General features: G+C 61.3%; 20 protein-coding genes and 1 tRNA gene. 13 read left to right on the top strand and 8 right to left on the bottom strand.

Annotation, left to right across the window (positions count from 1 at the left end; all coding sequences use genetic code 11):
* Window positions 1–68: 68 nt before the first annotated feature.
* Both PMI03_RS04550 and PMI03_RS04545 read left to right on the top strand, forming a co-directional pair.
* Window positions 69–695, top strand: a complete 627-nt coding sequence (locus PMI03_RS04550; RefSeq protein ID WP_007690347.1) for a ribonuclease D — start codon at window positions 69–71, stop codon at window positions 693–695.
* Window positions 696–939: 244 nt separating this feature from the next.
* Window positions 940–2637 carry a hypothetical protein gene (locus tag PMI03_RS04545; RefSeq protein WP_007690345.1) on the top strand — a complete coding sequence of 566 codons (1698 nt, stop codon included), beginning with the start codon at window positions 940–942 and terminating at the stop codon, window positions 2635–2637.
* Window positions 2638–2720: 83 nt separating this feature from the next.
* Here the strand turns inward: PMI03_RS04545 and rpsA are convergent, their stop codons facing one another.
* The 3 genes from rpsA to aroA all read right to left on the bottom strand — a co-directional run bounded on the left by rpsA (window position 2721) and on the right by aroA (window position 6609).
* The gene (gene rpsA, locus PMI03_RS04540; protein WP_007690343.1) at window positions 2721–4424 is read right to left on the bottom strand and encodes a 30S ribosomal protein S1; all 1704 of its coding nucleotides are present in this window, start codon (window positions 4422–4424) and stop codon (window positions 2721–2723) included.
* 179 nt (window positions 4425–4603) lie between these two features.
* Window positions 4604–5248, bottom strand: coding sequence for a (d)CMP kinase (gene cmk / locus PMI03_RS04535; protein WP_007690341.1), 645 nt, complete (start codon window positions 5246–5248; stop codon window positions 4604–4606).
* Window positions 5245–6609, bottom strand: a complete 1365-nt coding sequence (gene aroA, locus PMI03_RS04530) for a 3-phosphoshikimate 1-carboxyvinyltransferase (protein ID WP_007690336.1) — start codon at window positions 6607–6609, stop codon at window positions 5245–5247. The genes cmk and aroA overlap by 4 nt, the downstream gene beginning before the upstream one ends.
* A gap of 272 nt (window positions 6610–6881) precedes the next feature.
* On the opposite strand from aroA, the gene PMI03_RS04525 reads away from it, so the two are divergent.
* The 4 genes from PMI03_RS04525 (at window position 6882) to PMI03_RS04510 (ending at window position 8788) form a co-directional block, all read left to right on the top strand.
* A complete protein-coding gene (locus PMI03_RS04525; RefSeq protein WP_007690334.1) occupies window positions 6882–7262 on the top strand; it encodes a TIGR02300 family protein in 381 nt (126 codons plus the stop codon).
* Between the two features lie 153 nt (window positions 7263–7415).
* Window positions 7416–7491: transfer RNA gene (locus PMI03_RS04520), tRNA-Ala, on the top strand.
* Between the two features lie 226 nt (window positions 7492–7717).
* Window positions 7718–7957, top strand: a complete 240-nt coding sequence (locus PMI03_RS04515) for a GIY-YIG nuclease family protein (protein WP_039973622.1) — start codon at window positions 7718–7720, stop codon at window positions 7955–7957.
* 108 nt (window positions 7958–8065) lie between these two features.
* Window positions 8066–8788: a YoaK family protein gene (locus PMI03_RS04510; RefSeq protein WP_007690333.1), complete on the top strand. Its 723-nt coding sequence runs from the start codon at window positions 8066–8068 to the stop codon at window positions 8786–8788.
* A 63-nt stretch (window positions 8789–8851) separates the two neighbouring features.
* On the opposite strand, the gene PMI03_RS04505 is transcribed toward PMI03_RS04510, so the two are convergent.
* Window positions 8852–9088, bottom strand: coding sequence for a DUF2798 domain-containing protein (locus tag PMI03_RS04505; RefSeq protein WP_007690331.1), 237 nt, complete (start codon window positions 9086–9088; stop codon window positions 8852–8854).
* A gap of 256 nt (window positions 9089–9344) precedes the next feature.
* Here PMI03_RS04505 and PMI03_RS04500 point away from each other — a divergent pair, with 256 nt between their 5' ends.
* Window positions 9345–10136 (top strand): YdcF family protein, encoded by a 792-nt coding sequence (locus tag PMI03_RS04500; RefSeq protein ID WP_007690329.1) that lies wholly within the window; start codon window positions 9345–9347, stop codon window positions 10134–10136.
* A 41-nt stretch (window positions 10137–10177) separates the two neighbouring features.
* Here the strand turns inward: PMI03_RS04500 and PMI03_RS04495 are convergent, their stop codons facing one another.
* Entirely contained in the window at window positions 10178–10654 is a 477-nt protein-coding gene (locus PMI03_RS04495; RefSeq protein WP_034516922.1) for a hypothetical protein, read from the bottom strand.
* A 142-nt stretch (window positions 10655–10796) separates the two neighbouring features.
* Here PMI03_RS04495 and PMI03_RS04490 point away from each other — a divergent pair, with 142 nt between their 5' ends.
* On the top strand, window positions 10797–11432 hold the full coding sequence (locus PMI03_RS04490) for a trimeric intracellular cation channel family protein (protein ID WP_007690325.1): 636 nt from the start codon (window positions 10797–10799) through the stop codon (window positions 11430–11432).
* A 16-nt stretch (window positions 11433–11448) separates the two neighbouring features.
* Here PMI03_RS04490 and irrA read toward each other — a convergent pair whose 3' ends face one another.
* On the bottom strand, window positions 11449–11868 hold the full coding sequence (gene irrA / locus PMI03_RS04485) for an iron response transcriptional regulator IrrA (RefSeq protein WP_007690323.1): 420 nt from the start codon (window positions 11866–11868) through the stop codon (window positions 11449–11451).
* Window positions 11869–12163: 295 nt separating this feature from the next.
* On the opposite strand from irrA, the gene fabA reads away from it, so the two are divergent.
* The 5 genes from fabA (at window position 12164) to PMI03_RS04460 (ending at window position 16217) form a co-directional block, all read left to right on the top strand.
* A complete protein-coding gene (fabA, locus tag PMI03_RS04480; protein WP_007690321.1) occupies window positions 12164–12679 on the top strand; it encodes a 3-hydroxyacyl-[acyl-carrier-protein] dehydratase FabA in 516 nt (171 codons plus the stop codon).
* Between the two features lie 52 nt (window positions 12680–12731).
* Entirely contained in the window at window positions 12732–13955 is a 1224-nt protein-coding gene (fabB, locus tag PMI03_RS04475; RefSeq protein WP_007690319.1) for a beta-ketoacyl-ACP synthase I, read from the top strand.
* 4 nt (window positions 13956–13959) lie between these two features.
* A complete protein-coding gene (gene fabI / locus PMI03_RS04470) occupies window positions 13960–14766 on the top strand; it encodes an enoyl-ACP reductase FabI (RefSeq protein ID WP_007690318.1) in 807 nt (268 codons plus the stop codon).
* A 53-nt stretch (window positions 14767–14819) separates the two neighbouring features.
* Entirely contained in the window at window positions 14820–15410 is a 591-nt protein-coding gene (locus PMI03_RS04465; protein WP_007690316.1) for a GNAT family N-acetyltransferase, read from the top strand.
* A 225-nt stretch (window positions 15411–15635) separates the two neighbouring features.
* Window positions 15636–16217, top strand: coding sequence for a dienelactone hydrolase family protein (locus PMI03_RS04460; RefSeq protein ID WP_007690313.1), 582 nt, complete (start codon window positions 15636–15638; stop codon window positions 16215–16217).
* Between the two features lie 254 nt (window positions 16218–16471).
* Here PMI03_RS04460 and PMI03_RS04455 read toward each other — a convergent pair whose 3' ends face one another.
* Window positions 16472–17488 (bottom strand): class I SAM-dependent methyltransferase, encoded by a 1017-nt coding sequence (locus PMI03_RS04455; protein WP_007690310.1) that lies wholly within the window; start codon window positions 17486–17488, stop codon window positions 16472–16474.
* Window positions 17489–17570: 82 nt separating this feature from the next.
* Window positions 17571–19703 carry a polyribonucleotide nucleotidyltransferase gene (pnp, locus tag PMI03_RS04450; protein WP_007690308.1) on the bottom strand — a complete coding sequence of 711 codons (2133 nt, stop codon included), beginning with the start codon at window positions 19701–19703 and terminating at the stop codon, window positions 17571–17573.
* Window positions 19704–19720 lie beyond the last annotated feature (17 nt).

Genomic DNA, 19720 nt, shown 5'->3' with positions numbered 1-19720 from the left:
ATATCCCTGCCTGTTCTATAAAACAGGACGATAACAAGTTTCAGCCGATAGTAAGCCCGGAGAGTTTCATGGCCGCCACCATCCGCTATCACGAAGGCGATATTTCCGCCGCCGATGCCGCCCGCTATACCGGCGCCATAGCCATCGACACCGAAACCCTTGGCCTCATCCCCCGCCGCGACCGGCTCTGTGTTGTGCAGCTTTCGCCGGGCGACGGCACCGCTGATATCATCCGCATCGCCTCGGGCCAGAGCCAAGCGCCCAATCTCGTCGCCATGCTCGCCGATACGACCCGCCAGAAAATCTTCCACTACGGCCGCTTCGATATCGCCGTACTGTTCCATACCTTCGGCGTCACCACCACGCCGGTCTTCTGCACAAAGATCGCCTCGCGCCTCTGCCGCACCTATACCGACCGTCACGGCCTGAAGGACAATCTCAAGGAACTGCTTGAGGTCGATATTTCCAAGGCACAGCAGTCCTCCGACTGGGCGGCGGAGAAGCTGTCGCCGGCGCAGCTCGAATATGCCGCCTCAGACGTCCTCTATCTGCATGCGCTGCGCGACAAGCTGACGGCACGCCTCGTGCGCGATGGCCGCATGGAACATGCGGAAGCCTGCTTCGCCTTTCTCCCGACCCGCGCCAAGCTCGATCTCCTCGGCTGGGAAGAGGCCGATATTTTCGCGCATAGCTGATCAGCCGCGCCAAAAGACAAAACGACTGAAAAAGCCGGTGCCGCTTCCGCTGCACCGGCTTTTCTTTAGCAATCTGTTAAGAAACGCGCTGCTATTCTGCCTCTGATTGCATGCATTCGATCGGCGCCTTCTTGCGTTGCCTTGCCGACTTCCGGCGTTCGAATAGCGACCGGCCGCATGAGCGGACCTTGACTGAACCTGCCTCCCGCTTCCAACACCGTCTTGCCAGACAGAGGAGCATGTCATGTTGTCTCCCGTTGCCGCAGTTTCCGTTGTGGGTGCGTCCATTGAGAAGCCGGTGGTTGCCACCGCCGAAACATCCAGCGTCCAGGCTGCCGCGACGCCGGTTGCGGTTCTGTCGAGTGCGGTGAACGCCAGCGCCGGAGGCAAGCTGAACATGCTGCTGGCTGCGGCACGCGAGCGGATGTTCGAAAGCCTGCTGTCGGCCATCGACGCCGCCAGCGTGGCGCTGAACGTTCCGCGCGAGCCCGGCGAGAGCAATGCTGCCCTGGCGCAGCGGCTGGTCGATGCAATCCGAAGCCTGCCACCCCAGCAACTTGCCGCCGCCCAGCAACAGTTGAATGCGCAGATGAAAACGCCGGTTCCTCTGCCGCTGCTTGCTGAAGCCCTCGACAATCCGGATAGCCCGAAAGCGGTGCAGATCGCCGTCAGTCTGGATGCATCCCTGACGCAGGAGCCCGATGCGGTCATCAGGGCAGTCGTCAATTCCTATGGCCAGAATGCCGGAGAACCAGATGCGGTCGGGCAGCAGACCCCGATCCCGGCGCAGGCGATGCCGAAGACCTCGGAGGCGGCTGCCACCAATACGGCAACGACAGCCCCGTCGGCCTTGCCCGAGAAGATGGCAGCGCCATCTCCCACGCCTGTTACCGCCTCTCCTTCGACGCCTTCCGCTCAGGCTCCGCAGCAGGCAGCGACGACTATCCTCCAGACAATTGCCGGTCCCGTAATGATCCCGGTTCCGGAGGCCATGCATGAGCTGGAGGCCGCCGTGATGCCGCAAACCGCTCCAAATCCGCAGGTCAGCGCGACGCCGCAGGCCGCAAGCATGCCCGCTGCTGAAAGGGGTGTCCTTCCGCAGATTGCCGTCATCGTCGAAGACAAGGCACTCCCCACCGCATCGCTGCCTCTGGCGGCGGTGGGCGAAGCAAAGCTTCCGACCGAAATCGCCTTGATCAGATCTCCCCTCACGCCACCGCCGGTGCCGCGTGACATCCAGCAACTACAGGCCGATATCAAGCAAGGGCTGCAGGTCGTCATCAGCCCCGCGATTGATGTGACCGGCCCCGATCTTCCGCAGGTCACCCGGAGCGATATGCCGCTTGCCGAACGGGTCATTGCGCAGGCGCTTGCCGCCGGTCAGCAGGATCTGCAACCATTACCGCAGACGGTCCGTGACGAGAGCCTCAGGAACCTCGCCGCCGCCTTGGCGGGCCAGACCGCGGCTTCCTCCGAGGAGGCGCAGACTGCATCGGCCGCCGCACTTCCCGTAAAATCGCAGGGTAATGTGCCGGCGATGACGATCATGGATATGTCGGAGGCCGTGGCGCAGACGGGAACGACGATCGCTCCGCTGCTCGGCATTCCCTTCGCGATCGCACATTACCTTCCGGCTGATACCCCCACCGAGGACGATCCGAAACGGGTCGATCGCGTCGACCTGGTCGATGAGGAGCGCGAACAGGGGCAGGGCGGAGAGACGGCGCGCGACGACAGCGAGGACGAATCCCCGCCCGAGGAGGCGGATCAACCGGCTGCTGCTGCCGCCGATCCAGCCGCCGAGGACGCCAATGTTGACGTGATTTCCGCTTCGGCCATACCTGTTGCGCCGAAAATAGCAGCGCTGCCGGCTCCCGCGCCGGTCGATCCTCTGTCCGATCACGCCTTCGATTTCTATCGGCGCATGGTCGGTTGGGAATGAAATAGCCGGGCCACAAGAAGCTCAAACAAAAACCCGCCGGATCGCTCCGGCGGGTTTTCTATTTCTATCAGGCTTGCCGAGGATTATTCGGCGCCGCGGTTCTTCAGAGCCGCACCCAGGATGTCGCCGAGCGAAGCGCCCGAGTCGGACGAACCGAACTGAGCAACTGCTTCCTTCTCTTCTGCGATTTCCAGAGCCTTGATGGACAGCATGATCTTGCGGTCCTTCTTGGAGAAGTTGGTGACGCGAGCGTCGACAACCTGACCGACCGAGAAACGCTCCGGACGCTGTTCGTCACGGTCACGCGACAGATCGGCGCGGCGGATGAACGAGGTGATGTCGTCGTGGCTGACGAGCTTCACTTCGATGCCGCCGTCGTTGACTGCGATAACTTCGCAGGAAACGACTGCATTCTTGCGCAGGTCGCCAGAAGCAGCGGCTTCGCCGACTGCATCCTTGCCGAGCTGCTTGATGCCGAGCGAGATGCGTTCCTTGTCGACATCGACGTCGAGAACGACGGCCTTGACGACATCACCCTTGTTGAACTCCTCGATGACCTGTTCGCCCGGACGGTTCCAGTCGAGGTCGGAGAGGTGCACCATGCCGTCCACATCGCCGTCGAGGCCGATGAACAGGCCGAATTCGGTCTTGTTCTTGACTTCGCCTTCGACTTCGGTGCCGGCCGGATGGTTGCGGGCGAATGCAGCCCACGGATTTTCGAGCGTCTGCTTCAGGCCAAGCGAGATACGGCGCTTGGTCGGATCGACTTCGAGAACGACCACTTCGACTTCCTGGCTCGTGGACAGGATCTTGCCGGGGTGTACGTTCTTCTTGGTCCAGGACATTTCTGAGATGTGGATCAGGCCTTCGATGCCCGGCTCCAGCTCGACGAACGCACCGTAGTCGGTGATGTTCGTAACGGTACCGGAAATCTTCTTGCCTTCCGGATACTTGGCCTGGATGCCATCCCACGGATCGCTCTCGAGCTGCTTCATGCCGAGCGAGATACGGTGGGTTTCCTGGTTGATGCGGATGATCTGTACCTTGACCTGCTGGCCGATGGACAGGATTTCCGACGGATGGTTCACACGGCGCCATGCCATGTCGGTGACGTGCAGCAGGCCGTCGATGCCGCCGAGGTCAACGAACGCACCGTAATCGGTGATGTTCTTGACGACGCCGTCAACAACCTGGCCTTCTTCGAGGTTCTGAACGATTTCAGAACGCTGCTCGGCACGGGATTCTTCCAGAACCGTACGGCGGGAAACTACGATGTTGCCGCGGCGCTTGTCCATCTTGAGGATTTCGAAGGGCTGCGGGTTGTGCATCAGTGGGGTCACGTCGCGGATCGGACGAATATCGACCTGCGAGCGCGGCAGGAAGGCGATAGCGCCGTCGAGATCGACGGTGAAGCCGCCCTTGACCTGGTTGAAGATGACGCCTTCAACGCGTTCGCCAGCTTCGAACTTGGCTTCGAGCTTGATCCAGCTTTCTTCGCGGCGAGCCTTTTCGCGCGACAGAACGGCTTCGCCCAGCGCGTTTTCGATACGCTCGACGTAAACTTCGACTTCATCGCCAACCTTGAGCGTGCCGTCCTTGGCGCGTGCACCGAATTCCTTCAGTGCGATGCGGCCTTCGACCTTGAGGCCGACGTCGACAACTGCGACGTCCTTCTCGATGCCGGTGACGATGCCCTTGGTGACATAGCCTTCGGCCAGGTCGTTCTTGGCAAAGGACTCTTCGAGAAGAGCTGCGAAATCTTCGCGAGAGGGGGTAGCTACAGACATAAAATCTCCTGGCGTGTCCTTATTATGCATTTTGGACACTGATGCGCCGGTGGTTTGTGTTGAACAGGCCTGCATCCAGTCCGCCTTCCCTTGGGAAAGCTATCCGGCGCTTGGACGGAATGTCAGGCTTCTAAAAATCGGCGGCTTCGTGCGCAAGGCACGCGAAAGCCGCTCGCATGTTAGGCATTTCGGCTCAGAGCGGCGTCGATGATCGACTTTGCCGCCTGAAACGCCGCTTCTATACTCATTTCCGAGGTATCAAGCAAGTGCGCGTCTTCCGCCGGCCGCAAGGGGCTGTCGGCCCGGCCCATATCGCGCTCGTCGCGACGTTTCACGTCCTCGAAAATCGCCTGATAATCGGCACTGCCGCCGGCATCGGCGATTTCGTCGTAACGCCGCTTTGCGCGAACCTCGGCCGAGGCCGTGACGTAGATCTTCACCGGCGCATCCGGGCGGATGACGGTGCCGATGTCGCGCCCGTCGAGAACCGTGCCCGGCTCCTTGCGCGAAAAGGCGCGTTGCGCCTCGACCAATACCCGGCGCACCGCCGGCATGACGGCGACCTTCGAGGCCGCCTCGCCGATCTCGTGTTTTGACAGCACGGCACGGTCGAGCCCGCCAAAATCAACCTTGCGCGCCATCGCCTCCGCCATGGCCTCGTCATTAAGCGGCAGACCGGCATCGAGCAGGGCCTTGGCCGTTGCCCGATAGATCAGGCCGGTGTCGAGATGGTGGAAACCATACTGGTCGGCAATCCGGCGCGACAAGGTTCCCTTGCCTGCCGCGGCCGGTCCGTCGATGGCGATCGTAAACGGTGTCGTCACGGAGATATGCTTCCTTCCACGTCCATATCGGCGCCAAGTTCCGCCATCAGATCGAAAAACTCCGGAAAGCTGGTGGCGATCATCGCGCTGTCGTCGACCTTGACCGGATGTTCCGAGGCGAGCCCCATCACGAGGAAACTCATCGCGATGCGGTGGTCGAGATGGGTCTTGACCTCGCCGCCGGCATTGCCGAGACCTTTCCCATCCGGCCGGCCCCGCACAGTTAGCGAAGCCTCGCCTTCGGTGCAATCGACGCCGTTGAGCGTCAGCCCTTCGGCAACCGCCGAGAGACGATCGGATTCCTTGACCCGCAGTTCTTCCAGACCCAGCATGACCGTCGTGCCCTCGGCAAAGGCGGCGGCAACGGCGAGGACCGGATATTCGTCGATCATCGACGGCGCCCGCTCGGCCGGCACCGTGACGCCCTTGAGCGCCGAGGACCGCACGCGCAGATCCGCGACATCCTCGCCGCCGGCAAGGCGCTTGTCGAGGATCTCGATATCGGCGCCCATCTCCTGCAGCGTCAGGATCAGGCCGGTGCGGGTCGGGTTCATCAGCACGTTGCGGATGGTGATGTCGGAGCCGGCAACGATCAATGCTGCGACCAGCGGAAAGGCAGTCGAGGAGGGGTCGCCTGGAACGTCGATGGTCTGGCCGAAAAGCTTGCCCTGGCCCTGAAGGCGGATGATGCGAACGCCGTCGCGATCGGTCTCAACCGAAAGTTCGGCGCCGAAGCCGGCCAGCATCTTTTCCGTATGGTCGCGGGTCATGACCGGCTCGATGACGGAGGTGATCCCCGGCGCATTGAGGCCGGCGAGCAGCACGGCGGATTTCACCTGCGCCGAGGCCATCGGCACGCGGTAGGTGATCGGATTGGCGGTCTCGGGTCCATGCAGCGTCACCGGCAGCCGGTCGCCCTCGCTCGATTTGACCTGCACGCCCATCTGCCGGAGCGGATCGAGGATGCGGCCCATTGGCCGTTTGGAGAGCGAGGCATCGCCGATGAAGGTGGATTCGAAATGATAGACGCCGACAAGACCCATGGTCAGGCGGCTGCCGGTGCCGGCATTGCCGAAGTCGAGGGGAGCCTCAGGGGCCAGCAGTGCGCCGTTGCCGACGCCCTTGATGATCCATTCGTCGCCGGCCTTCTCGATCTTGGCGCCCATGGCCCGCATGGCCTTGCCGGTGTTGAGCACATCCTCGCCCTCGAGCAGGCCGGTGATACGGGTTTCGCCGGAGGCGAGGCCGCCGAACATGAAGGCGCGGTGCGAAATGGATTTGTCGCCAGGAACGCGGATGGTGCCGGAAAGATTGGTCGAACGGCGCGCTGTCGCGGGCCGCGAATGAGTGTCGTGCGGCATGGGCAATTCCTTTGCAATGCCGTTATCTATGCCGCATTATCGCTGACTTCGGTCCGGTTGCGCCAGCTGCCCTGCGGTTCACGCGGGCTCGATATCACAGAGATGTTGCCGGGTCATCCCGGTATGCGGGGAAAACCCTTCTTGCTGTATATAAAGTTTGGCTTTGACAGGGCCTGCGGTAACGATTAAGGGGACCGGCTGATAATTTCCCTTAAAAGGCCGGCTTTCCCGGCTTGCCGAATATTGATTCGGCCATTCATGAGGCTTTGACAGTGGCGAAAGCGGAACTTGGAACAAAACGTACCGATCCGGACAACGGCAAGAAATTCTATGACCTGAACCGGGACCCGGTCGTCTCGCCCTATACCGGCAAGTCCTGGCCCCTGTCCTACTTCGAGGAAACCTCCGCTGCCAAGGAAGTTCCGGAAGAAGAGGAAGTGGCTGAAGTCGATACCGAAAACACCGAGGTCGAGCTGGTCTCGCTGGAGGACGCCGATGAGGCGGTTGCCGGCGACGAGATCCCGGATATCGGCGATGACGATGTCGAAATCGGCGACGATGACGACGACACCTTCCTCGAAGCCGACGAAGACGAAGATGATGACGACATGAGCGACATCATCGGCGTGACCGGCGACGACGACGACGTTTGATTTGCGGACAGTCGGCCCGGTAAAACAAGAAAAGTTTTCCGGGCCGAAAATTTCGGCTTGCTATCTGTAAAAACCAGAAGTAATAAGCCGCCACCCCGACGGGCGAAACGCTTCGAAGGGACCCAGGGCCGGTTCAACCGGCACCATCTTGATGGGGCTATAGCTCAGCTGGGAGAGCGCTTGCATGGCATGCAAGAGGTCAGCGGTTCGATCCCGCTTAGCTCCACCAACCTTCGCTCTGCGAGCTTCGGCTCGGCAAGCCCGGAGGGTTTGATGGGCTGAAGGCGAGAAGGTAGCGAAGGCTGCCGCGCTGAAGTTGCGAAGCAACGTAAGCGGGGTTTTCTCCACTCGATGCAAACTCTTCTCTCATCCTTTCGAAGATTGCTATTACTGTCAGAAGCAATAATGTATCGCTATGGTTGCGTACTTGCTCGGACGCACTATCATGCCTCTGCGTGAAGTATGTCTACGTCCTCACGAGCATTGAGGCTCCTGACCATCACTACGTCTGGGTGACGGGCGACCTGAAAGCTCGCTTGGCAAAGCATAATTCCAAGGAGGTCCCGCATACCTCAAAATACGCTCCTTGCTCCCTCAAGACCTACATCGCTTTTTCCGATGAGGCGCAGGCGCTCGCATTCGAAAAATATCTGAAATCCGGCTCAGGGCGGGCTTTCGCGAAGAAGAGGCTATAGCTTCGTATCCAATTCACCACCACCCGCACACTCACCTCGATCAACCCCTCCGCATCCCACCCACTTCATGCTAGCCTCCACCGTCCCATCAACCCATCCGATTCGACCATGACCAGACAGCGTCGCCGTCGCCTCATCAAGACCCGTCGTACGGTGACGGGGTTTCTGCTCGTTGCCTCGATCTCCTTTATTGCCGGGATGACCGACGCGGTGGGGCTCATGCTGACTGGGAACTTCGTGTCCTTCATGACCGGCAATACGACGCGGGCGGCGATTGCGCTTGGGACGGGGGATTTCGGCCATGCCGCAGTGCTGTTTGCGGCGATCGTCACCTTTATCGGCGGCAACGCGCTGGGGATCGTCGTTGCCCATGCCGCCGATCGGCGGGCCTTTGTCGTGTTGGCCTGCGTCAGCATCCTGCTGGCGCTGGCAGCCGGTTTCGAGGTGCCGTCGCTGATCCTCGTGCAGTTCTATCTGGTCGTGCTGGCCATGGGCATGGTCAATGCCACCGTCGAGCACATCGAGGGCCTACCGATCGGGCTCACCTATGTCACCGGCGCGCTGTCGCGCTTCGGGCGCGGGATCGGCCGCTTTATCCTCGGCGACCGCGATTTCGCCTGGACGGTGCAGATCGTGCCCTGGAGCGGCATGATTATCGGCGCCATCCTCGGCGCGCTTCTGGCCGGCGCCTTTGGCTCGCATGCCCTCTGGCTGGTGTCGATGGTCGCGCTTTCCCTTGCGTTCGCGACCCTTTTCATCCCGCGACCGCTGCAGCGCCGGTTCAATCAGCGCCTGATGGTGACGGCGTCGATGGTGAAGAGATCGAAATAGATATGCCGGCCATTTGCATCTTCGGCCGACGGAGCGCCTTTGCGGTCCATCGGCCAAGCCGGATTACGATTCGACGATCGCGGCGGTCACGCGGCGAACGACAGGCAGCAACAGCAGCAGCACCGGGAAGGCGATTGCCCATGAAATCCCCCAGGTGGATGGCCACAGGGCGAATGCCTCAGCCGTCACGCCCTGCGACCGCAGAATGCTGATCGCCGAGACGACCGAGGTCATCAGCAGCGACAGGATAAGCGGCATGACGACCGCGCTGTAATGTTTTGGGAGTTTGCCGTTTGGCATGGTGGATCTCCGTAAGATGCCAATCAGAGCAATTGCGCAGCGCCGATTGACGGGTTGCGCGTTGATTGACGTAAACGCTTACGGAGCTTCGATCTGAAGCAACGATGTTTCTATGACGAAAAAACGCTCGCGATGCAAGAGCGCCACCAAGATCGAAATAGCCACATTGCAGTGCACAAAAATCTGCTAGGAAAAGACGAATCGTTTTCCGCCAATGCCCATTGGAGCTTCGGCTCGAAAAGCGCGAGGATACATTTTGTTCGTTTTTTCCAAACTTGTCTGGATTTTCGGTCAGCCGCTATCCCTGGCCTTTTTGTTCGGCGTGCTGGCCTTCATCAGCGTCCTCGTCCGCCGGCGCGGGATCGCGCTTGCCTCGTCATTGCTGTCGATCCTGATCCTGTTTGTGGCGCTTTATACGAACGCGGGCGCCTATGTCGTCCAGGGGCTGGAGGAGCGTTTTCCGCGTGTCGCGGCCGATCCGGCGGATCTGAAATGCATGATCGTGCTCGGTGGCGCCACGCAGAACCAGGTGACGACGGTGCGCGGCGGCTATGAGCTCGATTCGGGCGGTGATCGCCTGATCGAGGCCCTGCGGCTGGCGCAGAAATATCCGCAGGCCCGCATCGTCGTGTCCGGCGGCGATGGCTCGATCGGCGGTGATTACGAAGGCGATGCCGTCATCTCCGAGCGTTTCTTCACGGCGCTCGGCATCGGCAAGGATCGCCTCGTCGAGGACAAGACCTCGCGCACCACCTTCGAGAACGCCGTCAATACCAAGGAGCTGCTGGCGCAGAACGGGCTGTCCGGTTGCCTGCTGATCACCTCCGGCTTCCACATGCCGCGCTCCATGGGCATTTTCCGCAAGCAGGGCATCGATGTCGTGCCCTGGCCCGTGGATTATCGCAGCACCGGCAAGGAAACGCTCGGCCTCGATTTCACCCAGCCGTCGCTGAACGCGCAGTTGCTGTCGACCGGCGTGCGCGAGTGGATCGGCCTCGTCGGCTATTATGCCGTCGGCCGCACCTCGGCGTTTTATCCCGGACCGTAACTACGCGTTTTGACCGTAACTATGCGTCAGCGCCGTAGGCTCTACTTTTTCGAGATAGTGACGAATTTGACGCCGCGAACGCGGACGGTGATCTCGCAAGGGTCACCGTCGGTGCGGTCGCAGAAGCGCGGATGCATTTTCATGACCAGCACCATGTTGCCGAAGCGCTGGATGAAATCATAGCCGTAGATTCGCGCCGTCGCGACGAGGATGTAGCCGCCCTCGACGACATGGACGTAGAAATTATAGGGGCAGCCCTCGTCGGTGCAGTCGGGGCCTTTTTCGCCCTTGCAGGTGATCTCGCCTTCGTTGACGACGATGTCCATAAGCTTGTCGTTGTTGAAGTCCCGCTCGGTGGCAAAGCCGTCGCCGAAGCTTGCCTGGCCCTCGCAGCGCTTGGTGAAGTGATCCCTCTCATAGGCCACCGGATCCTGCAGCAGCGATTGCTGCGCTTGCGCCGTGACGGGCAGGATGACGAACGCGACGAGATTGAGGATCACGATCAGCAGGGATTTCAACGGGGTTTCCTCTCCAAAGCACGAAGCGACCGCGGGGGTTGTCGCGTCCGCTTCGGCATCTTTACACCTGCCTGCTTGCGCGGCCCTTGCCACCGTGATTCACTCCATCAAAATCGCCGCCGGCATTCTGTTGGAGTTCCCGATGTCGCTTCTTTCGTTTCTCGACTATGCCGGCGTCGCGCTTTTCGCCGCGACCGGCGCGCTGGCGGCCTCGCGCAAGCAGCTCGATCTGATCGGCTTCCTGTTTTTTGCCGCGGTCACCGGCACCGGCGGCGGCACGCTGAGGGATATCATTCTTGGTCGTGTACCGGTCTTCTGGGTGCTGAACCCGACCTATGTCATTATCTGCGCTTTGGTCGGCGTTTTGGTCTTCTTCACCGCTCATCTGTTCGAATCACGCTATCGGCTGCTGATCTGGCTCGATGCCATCGGCCTGTCGGCCTATTGCGTCATGGGGGCTGCCAAGGGCATGGCGGCGACGGGCTCGCCGACGGTTGCCATCGTCACCGGCGCTCTGACGGCGACCTTCGGCGGCATCCTGCGCGATCTGCTCGCAAACGAGCCCTCGGTGCTGCTGCGGCCGGAAATCTATGTGACCGCCGCCCTCATCGGCGCTGGCGTCTTCACTGCCGCCAACGCGACGATGATGCCGCTCTATGCCTCGGCAGGGCTCGGCGTTGCCGCCGCCTTCGCCGTGCGCGGCGGTGCGCTCTGGTTCGGCTGGACCTTCCCGACCTATCATCATAGGCCCGGCCGGCATCCCGACGATGTGATGTGAACTATAAGCTTGCGGCTTACCGCTGCTTGCGGCGCAGGCGGATGACGACGTCGACATGAGCGATTTCCATGCCCACAGGCGGCTCCGGCAGATTGGCGATCGTCAGATTGCTGATCGGAATATCCAGCACTTCATTATGTCCTTCGACGAAGAAGTGGTGGTGGTCGGAAACGTTGGTGTCGAAATATGTCTTGGCGCTTTCGACGGCCAGCACGCGGATCAGGCCGGCCTCGGTGAACTGATGGAGCGTGTTGTAGACGGTGGCAAGCGAGACCGGAACGCCGGCGGTGACGGCTTCCTCGTGAAGCTCCTCGACGGTCAGGTGGCGGTCACCCTTGGCAAAAAGCAGATCGCCGAGCGCAATGCGCTGTCGGGTCGGCCTCAGGCCGGCATTGCGCAGCCTGGTTTCGATCGCGATTTCGGCTTCTTCCGCCATTCAGGGAACTCCGGATTCCTGATCTCTGTAATTCTTGATTAAGCCATATAACTTTTGCACGGATTGCTTTCAATAGTTTCGATGGGGTGGGAAGGCTGTCAATAGCCGGAAAAATAGGGCTCTTGCCGCATTTGCCACTGGCAGCAGCCCTAGCGTTCCTGTATGCGACGACCACATATAGCGAAGTGCGGCCATCGGGCGGCAAAATGAGCGTGTCATGCTTACGCTTCATTTTCCCTCGATCTTGCACTAAAGCTTCACATCCACGGCATCCATGCGGGGGAACGGAATTTTTATGACGACGAGACAATCCAGCTTCAACTATGAGGAAATCCTGTCCTGCGGCCGCGGCGAATTGTTCGGCCCGGGCAATGCGCAGCTTCCCCTACCACCGATGCTGATGGTCCATCGCATTACAGATATTTCCGAAACCGGTGGTGCTTTCGACAAGGGTTACATTCGCGCTGAATATGACGTGCGTCCCGACGACTGGTACTTCCCCTGCCATTTTGCCGGCAATCCGATCATGCCGGGCTGCCTCGGCCTTGACGGCATGTGGCAGCTGACCGGCTTCTTCCTCGGCTGGCTCGGCGAGCCTGGCCGCGGCATGGCGCTGTCGACCGGCGAAGTGAAGTTCAAGGGCATGGTTCGTCCAGACACGAAGCTCCTCGAATACGGCATCGACTTCAAGCGCGTCATGCGCGGCCGTCTTGTTCTCGGGACTGCCGATGGCTACTTGAAAGCCGACGGCGAAGTTATTTATCAGGCGAGCGACCTGCGCGTCGGCCTGTCAAAGGACAAGGCTGCCTGAACCGCGGCCCTGCCGCCTCCACAAAGACTGCGTTTTAGAAAAGGTCATCGACATGAGACGGGTTGTTGTCACTGGTCTGGGTATCGTTTCATCCATTGGGAACGATGCGCAAGAAGTTACCGCGTCGTTGCGCGAAGCCAAGTCGGGTATCTCGTTTTCGAACGATTTCGCCGAGCATGGTTTCAAGTGCCAGGTCTGGGGCTCGCCCAAGATCGACACGACCGATCTGGTGGACCGCCGCGCGATGCGCTTCCTGTCGCAGGGTGGTGCCTGGAACCATGTCGCTATGAAGCAGGCGCTCGCCGATAGCGGCCTTGAAGAGAGCGATATCTCCAATGAGCGCACCGGTATCATCATGGGCTCTGGCGGCCCGTCGACGCGCACGCTGATTGAAGCCGCCGACATTACCCGCAAGAACAACAGCCCGAAGCGCGTCGGCCCCTTCGCCGTGCCGAAGGCGATGTCGTCCACGGCCTCGGCGACGCTCGCCACCTGGTTCAAGATCTACGGTGTCAATTATTCCATCTCGTCGGCATGCTCGACTTCGGCGCATTGCATCGGCAACGCCGCCGAGATGATCCAGTGGGGCAAGCAGGACGTGATGTTCGCCGGCGGCCATGAGGATCTCGACTGGACCATGTCGAACCTCTTCGACGCCATGGGCGCCATGTCCTCCAAGTTCAACGAGGATCACCCGGAAACCGCCTCGCGCGCCTATGACGCCAGCCGTGACGGCTTCGTCATCGCCGGCGGCGCCGGCGTGCTGGTACTCGAGGAACTGGAACACGCCAAGGCGCGCGGCGCCAAGATCTATGCCGAAATCGTCGGCTACGGCGCCACCTCCGACGGCTACGACATGGTCGCTCCATCGGGCGAGGGCGCGGTGCGCTGCATGCGTCAGGCGCTCGCCACCGTGAAGGGCGATGTCGACTACATCAACACCCACGGCACCTCGACCCCGGTCGGTGACAGCAAGGAAATCGGCGCTATTCGTGAGGTTTTCGGTAGCAAAATCCCGCCGATCCAGTCGACCAAGTCGCTGACGGGCCATTCGCTCGGCGCTGCCGGCGTGCAGGAATCGATCTATTCGATCCTGATGATGCAGGAGCGCTTCATCGGCGAAAGCGCCCATATCACCGAACTCGACCCGGAATTCGAGGGTGTGCCGGTCGTGCGCAAGCGCATCGACAACGCCAAGATCGATATCGCTCTCTCCAATTCCTTCGGTTTCGGCGGCACCAATGCCACGCTCGTATTCCAGCGCTACAACGGATAAGGCAATGACGGGAATCATGCAGGGTAAGCGCGGCCTCATCATGGGCGTCGCAAACAATCACTCGATTGCCTGGGGCATTTCGAAGGCGCTCGCCGCCGAAGGCGCGGAACTGGCATTCACCTTCCAGGGCGAAGCGCTCGGCAAGCGCGTCAAGCCGCTCGCCGCCGAAGTCGGCTCGGATTTCCTTCTGCCCTGCGACGTCGAGGATCTGGCCTCCGTCGACGCCGTGTTCGACGAGATCAAGGCGCGCTGGGGCAAGCTGGACTTCATCGTCCACGCCATCGGCTTTTCCGACAAGAACGAGCTGAAGGGCCTCTACGCCAACACCACGCGCGACAACTTCACCCGCACGATGGTGATTTCCTGTTTCTCCTTCACCGAGATTGCCAAGCGCGCCGCCGACCTGATGGCGGACGGCGGCAGCATGCTGACGCTGACCTATAACGGCTCGACGCGGGTGATCCCGAATTACAACGTCATGGGCGTCGCCAAGGCGGCTCTGGAAGCCTCCGTGCGCTACCTCGCCGCCGATTACGGCCCGCGCGGCATCCGCGTCAACGCCATTTCCGCCGGCCCGATCCGCACGCTGGCCGGCGCCGGCATTTCCGACGCCCGCGCCATCCTGTCGTGGAACCAGCGCAATGCGCCGCTGCGCAAGTCTGTGACCATCGACCAGGTCGGCTCGTCGTCGCTCTATCTGCTCTCCGGCCTGTCGGCAGGCGTTACCGGCGAAATCCACTTCGTCGATGCCGGCTACAACATCACCTCGATGCCGACGCTGGAAGCATTGGCCAGCGCTGACGCAGAGTAAATCGCAATTGGATACCCCTCGCGGCGAAGTGCCATGAGGGGTAATCTTTTCGGATGATCCCGCCGGGCTTTTCGATGACGTTCACGAACGCCGAACCCTTCGCATCCACCGAACGTCTCATCCTTCGCGGCTTCATGCCCGAGGATTTCGAGGCCTACAGCGCCTATCGCTCCCAGCCTTCCATCTATCGTTTCCTCTACCGCGATCCGCCGTCGGCGGAGGCGTTGCGAGAGCGTTTCGATGCCAGCTTGAATTCGTGTCTCTCGGAAGATGGTAGTTCCTTGCGCTGGGCGGTGCTTCGGCGGGAGGATGGCGCTCTGTTGGGTGATGTCAGCCTGAAACTCACCAGCAAGGCCGCGCTACAGGCCGAGGTCGGCTATATCTTCAATCCGGCCTATGCCGGCAAAGGCTATGCAACCGAGGCGGTGCGGACCATCATCGATTTGGGCTTTGACAAACTCGGCTTTCATCGGATTTTCGCGCGGCTGGATGCACAAAACAACGCTTCCGTCGGCGTCGTCGAACGGCTCGGCCTGCGGCGCGAGGCGCATCTGATTGAAAATGACCGTTTCAACGGTGTCTGGGGCGACGAATATATCTATGCCGTTCTCAGCCACCAATGGGCGGATGGAGCGGGCACGTAGCGGGCTTTCGCTCGCGATGTCGTAGGGGTAGCCCGGTCCCATGCAGCAAGACATCAGCGGCATTTTCAGATTGGTGGACTTCCGTGCTTGCTCAAAGGCAATTCAATGGGGCGTCTGGCAGTTTGCCGACGTTATTTCTGTAACGCGTCCGCACTCTTCCCGGCGAGGCGGTGACTCTGTAAAGTGGCCGAACGCGTGCCAGACCATCCAACCCGGAGGCTCCGCATGGCCGAGGTCTTGTTGTTCCACCACGCACAGGGGCTGACCCCGGGTGTGCGCGCCTTCGCCGACGACTTACGGGCCAGCGGTCACATCGTGCACACGCCGGACCTGTTCGCCGGACGCACGTTCCGGAGCATTGATGAGGGTCTCGCCTATATCGGTGAGATCGGATTCGAAGACATGCGGGAGCGGGGCGTCCGCTTCGCCGACGAACTACCTCCCGAGATCGTCTATGCCGGGTTCTCGTTCGGTGTGCTGCCGGCGCAGAAGCTGGCACAGACACGGCCCGGAGCCCGCGGAGCCCTGCTCTTCTACTCTTGCATGCCGATCAGTGGCGAGTGGGCCTTCGGACCTTGGCCGGACGGCGTCGCGGTCCAGATTCACGGTATGGACAACGACCCAATCTTCGTCGGCGAGGGCGACATCGACGCTGCCCGCGAGATCGTGGAGAAGGTCGAGGACGCGGAGCTTTTCCTGTACCCCGGCGATCAGCACTACTTCGCCGACAACTCTCTCCCGTCCTACGACGCAGATGCGACCGCGCTACTGACCATCCGAGTGCGTGGGTTCCTGGATCGCGTTTGATCCATGCCGGCGTTTTGGCTTGAGCTCAGGTTCGAAAGGTGATCCCGCAACCGCGCTTACAGTTTCTCAGCGGCTTCGGGCATACCAATATCGCGAAGCGCCCATATGCACTTTCGAGCAAAGGCCAAGCTGTCATTGTGGTGAACCGACTCTGGCTCATGCCGAGGATCGGCACCAAATCGAATAATAAAGCTACGCTCCGAAATCTTGTCGTGCATAGGGTCTATCACCGGATTTGACGTCCGATCCGCCGCTTACTTCTTCGCCCACAGCACCTTGAAGCGCGCATTGCGGCAGGTCTCGCCGCTTTCCTTGAAGTTTTCAGCCAGCACCGGCTCGTAGGGCAGGCCGCGATTGGCGACCAGCATCAGGCGGCCGCCGCTGCGCAGCGCTGAGGACGCCGTCTTGATCATCGCCTGGCCAAGCGAAGGTTCGGCGGCATGGCCCTCATGGAAGGGCGGGTTCATGATGATCAGGTCGTACTTGTCCTTGACCGGCTCGCCGGCCAGATCGTGCCAGAAGAAGCGCTGGGCGACCTTCGGGCAGTTTGCGAGGAGATTAGCCCTCGCGGCTTCCAGCGCGTCGTAGTGGGCCTCGTAGAGGTCGATACGGGCAATCCGTGGCGACTTGGTCGCCAGTTCCGCCGAGAGATAGCCCCAGCCGGCACCGAAATCGGCGGCGTCGCCGGAAAAATCGGTTGGCAGGCGCGAGGCGAGCAGCTCGGAGCCGGCATCGATGCGGTCATGCGAGAACATGCCCGCCGTCGTGGTGAAACGGCCGTCGACGCGCGTAGCAGGCTTCACCAGCTGTGCGGTCGGCGCGCTGATATCGGCCGGGCGCGCGAACCAGAAGGCGACGCCGTGATATTTCGGCATATGGTTGACCTCGAGGCCGAAGCCTTCGACGCGCTTGCGCAGCGGCTGGATCCCGTCTTCCTTGCCGCCGGCAACGACGATAAGGCCGCCCGCTTTCACGCGCGACAGCGCCGTGGCGATAGACGCCTCGTTCTCGCCCTTGTGCTTGGTGCAGAGCACCAGCGCGCCGTCATAATCCGCGCCCTCGATCTCCGGCGTCACCTCGATCCGCTGCGCCTGCAGCTGACGGTAGAAGGGCCGGAAGCCTTGGACGGCGGAAAGTTCCGCTGCAAAGTCGGCAGGCAGGGAAAAACCCGCTTCCGCGCCGAGAAACAGGATGCGCTCGCCTTCGCCGGGCGTGGCGACGGTGCCGGAGGCAAAGGGATGGAACAGGGTCTTCAGGGCGTCGCGGCTCATGGGTGTGATCTCGTGCGGTCAGCGGATAGAAAAAGGGCGCGGAAACGAATTCCGCGCCCCGGAACTTAAGTGAAGGCGCAGCTTATTCGGCCGCGTCGTCCTTCTTGGCGGCGAGTTCCTGGCCGGTCGCCTGATCGACAACCTTCATGGACAGGCGGACCTTGCCGCGCTCGTCGAAGCCGAGCAGCTTGACCCAGACCTTGTCGCCTTCCTTGACGACGTCCTGGGTCTTGGCAACACGCTCGGAAGCGAGCTGCGAGATATGCACGAGGCCGTCGCGGGCGCCGAAGAAGTTGACGAAAGCGCCGAAGTCGGCGGTCTTGACAACAGTGCCTTCGTAGATCTGACCGACTTCCGGCTCAGCAACGATCGAGTGGATCCACTTGCGGGCCGCTTCGATTTCCTTGCCGGAGGACGAGGCGATCTTGACGGTGCCGTCGTCTTCGATGTTGATCTTGGCGCCGGTCTTTTCGACGATTTCGCGAATGACCTTGCCGCCGGAGCCGATGACTTCACGGATCTTGTCGACCGGGATGTTCATGACTTCGATGCGTGGTGCGAATTCGCCGAGCTGGCCGCGGCTTTCGGAGATGGCCTTGGCCATTTCGCCGAGGATGTGCAGACGGCCGCCCTTGGCCTGGTTCAGGGCGACATTCATGATCTCTTCGGTGATACCTTCGATCTTGATGTCCATCTGCAGGGCAGTGATGCCGCCGTCGGTGCCGGCAACCTTGAAGTCCATGTCGCCGAGATGATCTTCGTCACCCAGGATGTCGGAGAGAACGGCGAAGCGTTCGTCTTCCTTGATCAGGCCCATGGCGATACCGGCAACCGGCTTTGCGAGCGGTACGCCGGCATCCATCAGCGCCAGCGAGGTGCCGCAGACGGTTGCCATCGAGGACGAGCCGTTGGACTCGGTGATTTCGGATACGACGCGCAGCGTGTAGGGGAACTGTTCCGCCGTCGGCAGCATCGGGCGAACAGCGCGCCATGCGAGCTTGCCATGGCCGATTTCGCGGCGGCCCGGGGAACCCATGCGGCCGGTTTCGCCGACAGAGTAGGGCGGGAAGTTGTAGTGCAGAAGGAAGCGTTCCTTGTACATGCCGGTCAGGCTGTCGACATACTGCTCGTCTTCGCCGGTGCCGAGGGTGGCAACGACGATCGCCTGCGTTTCACCGCGGGTGAACAGCGACGAACCGTGCGTACGCGGCAGGACGCCGACTTCCGAGACGATCGCGCGAACGGTCGACAGGTCGCGGCCGTCGATGCGGCTCTTGGTGTCGAGGATGTTCCAGCGAACGATCTTGGCCTGCAGGTGCTTGAAGACCGCGCCGATGACTTCGGCGGAATACTTGGGCTCGACGCCTTCTGGGAAGAAGTGTGCCTTGACCTTCGCCTTGACGGCGTCGACGGCAGCGTAGCGTTCAGCCTTCTGCGTGTTCTTGTAGGCGGTGCGCAGCTCGCCTTCGGCGATCGACAGCATCTCGGCTTCGAGAGCGGAATGATCTTCCGGCTGGAAGTCGCGGGGCTCCTTGGCGGCAACTTCGGCGAGCTTGATGATCGCGTCGATGACCGGCTGGAAGCCGCGATGACCGAACATGACCGCGCCGAGCATGACGTCTTCGGACAGTTCCTTGGCTTCGGATTCAACCATCAGCACGGCTTCCTGCGTGCCGGCGACGACGAGGTCGAGGCTCGATTCGTCCATCTCGTCGAGATGCGGGTTGAGCACGTATTCGCCGTTGATGTAGCCGACGCGGGCGCCGCCGATCGGGCCCATGAACGGAACGCCCGACAGCGTCAGGGCAGCCGAGGTGGCAACCATCGACAGGATGTCCGGATCGTTTTCGAGGTCATGCTGGATAACAGTGACGACGACCTGGGTGTCGTTCTTGTAGCCTTCCGGGAAGAGCGGGCGGATCGGGCGGTCGATCAGGCGGGAAACCAGGGTTTCTTTTTCGCTCGGACGACCTTCGCGCTTAAAGTAGCCGCCAGGGATCTTGCCGGCTGCGTAGGTCTTTTCCTGGTAGTTGACGGTGAGCGGGAAGAAATCCTGGCCCGGCTTCGGCGACTTGGCCGAAACGACGGTGGCAAGAACCACGGTCTCGCCGTAGGTCGCCATGACGGCGCCATCGGCCTGGCGGGCGATCTTGCCGGTTTCGAGCTTCAGCGGGCGGCCTGCCCACTCGATTTCGACGGTATGGATATCGAACATATCTTGTCCTTGCGTGA

The organism is Rhizobium sp. AP16 (assembly GCF_000281735.1).
Classification (GTDB): domain Bacteria; phylum Pseudomonadota; class Alphaproteobacteria; order Rhizobiales; family Rhizobiaceae; genus Rhizobium; species Rhizobium rhizogenes.
Note: the sequence above shows the minus strand (reverse complement) of the source record. Positions and strands in the feature narration are given on the sequence as shown.

Excerpts from the sequence above, each read along its gene's own strand:
- fabI (WP_007690318.1), top strand. The coding sequence starts at position 13,960 with ATGACGGGAATCATGCAGGGTAAGCGCGGCCTCATCATGGGCGTCGCA.
- PMI03_RS04510 (WP_007690333.1), top strand. The coding sequence starts at position 8,066 with ATGACCAGACAGCGTCGCCGTCGCCTCATCAAGACCCGTCGTACGGTG.
- irrA (WP_007690323.1), bottom strand. The coding sequence starts at position 11,868 with ATGGCGGAAGAAGCCGAAATCGCGATCGAAACCAGGCTGCGCAATGCC.
- PMI03_RS04455 (WP_007690310.1), bottom strand. The coding sequence starts at position 17,488 with ATGAGCCGCGACGCCCTGAAGACCCTGTTCCATCCCTTTGCCTCCGGC.
- aroA (WP_007690336.1), bottom strand. The coding sequence starts at position 6,609 with ATGCCGCACGACACTCATTCGCGGCCCGCGACAGCGCGCCGTTCGACC.
- pnp (WP_007690308.1), bottom strand. The coding sequence starts at position 19,703 with ATGTTCGATATCCATACCGTCGAAATCGAGTGGGCAGGCCGCCCGCTG.
- PMI03_RS04465 (WP_007690316.1), top strand. The coding sequence starts at position 14,820 with ATGATCCCGCCGGGCTTTTCGATGACGTTCACGAACGCCGAACCCTTC.
- PMI03_RS04505 (WP_007690331.1), bottom strand. The coding sequence starts at position 9,088 with ATGCCAAACGGCAAACTCCCAAAACATTACAGCGCGGTCGTCATGCCG.
- fabA (WP_007690321.1), top strand. The coding sequence starts at position 12,164 with ATGACGACGAGACAATCCAGCTTCAACTATGAGGAAATCCTGTCCTGC.
- PMI03_RS04490 (WP_007690325.1), top strand. The coding sequence starts at position 10,797 with ATGTCGCTTCTTTCGTTTCTCGACTATGCCGGCGTCGCGCTTTTCGCC.
- PMI03_RS04545 (WP_007690345.1), top strand. The coding sequence starts at position 940 with ATGTTGTCTCCCGTTGCCGCAGTTTCCGTTGTGGGTGCGTCCATTGAG.
- PMI03_RS04460 (WP_007690313.1), top strand. The coding sequence starts at position 15,636 with ATGGCCGAGGTCTTGTTGTTCCACCACGCACAGGGGCTGACCCCGGGT.
- PMI03_RS04550 (WP_007690347.1), top strand. The coding sequence starts at position 69 with ATGGCCGCCACCATCCGCTATCACGAAGGCGATATTTCCGCCGCCGAT.
- rpsA (WP_007690343.1), bottom strand. The coding sequence starts at position 4,424 with ATGTCTGTAGCTACCCCCTCTCGCGAAGATTTCGCAGCTCTTCTCGAA.
- fabB (WP_007690319.1), top strand. The coding sequence starts at position 12,732 with ATGAGACGGGTTGTTGTCACTGGTCTGGGTATCGTTTCATCCATTGGG.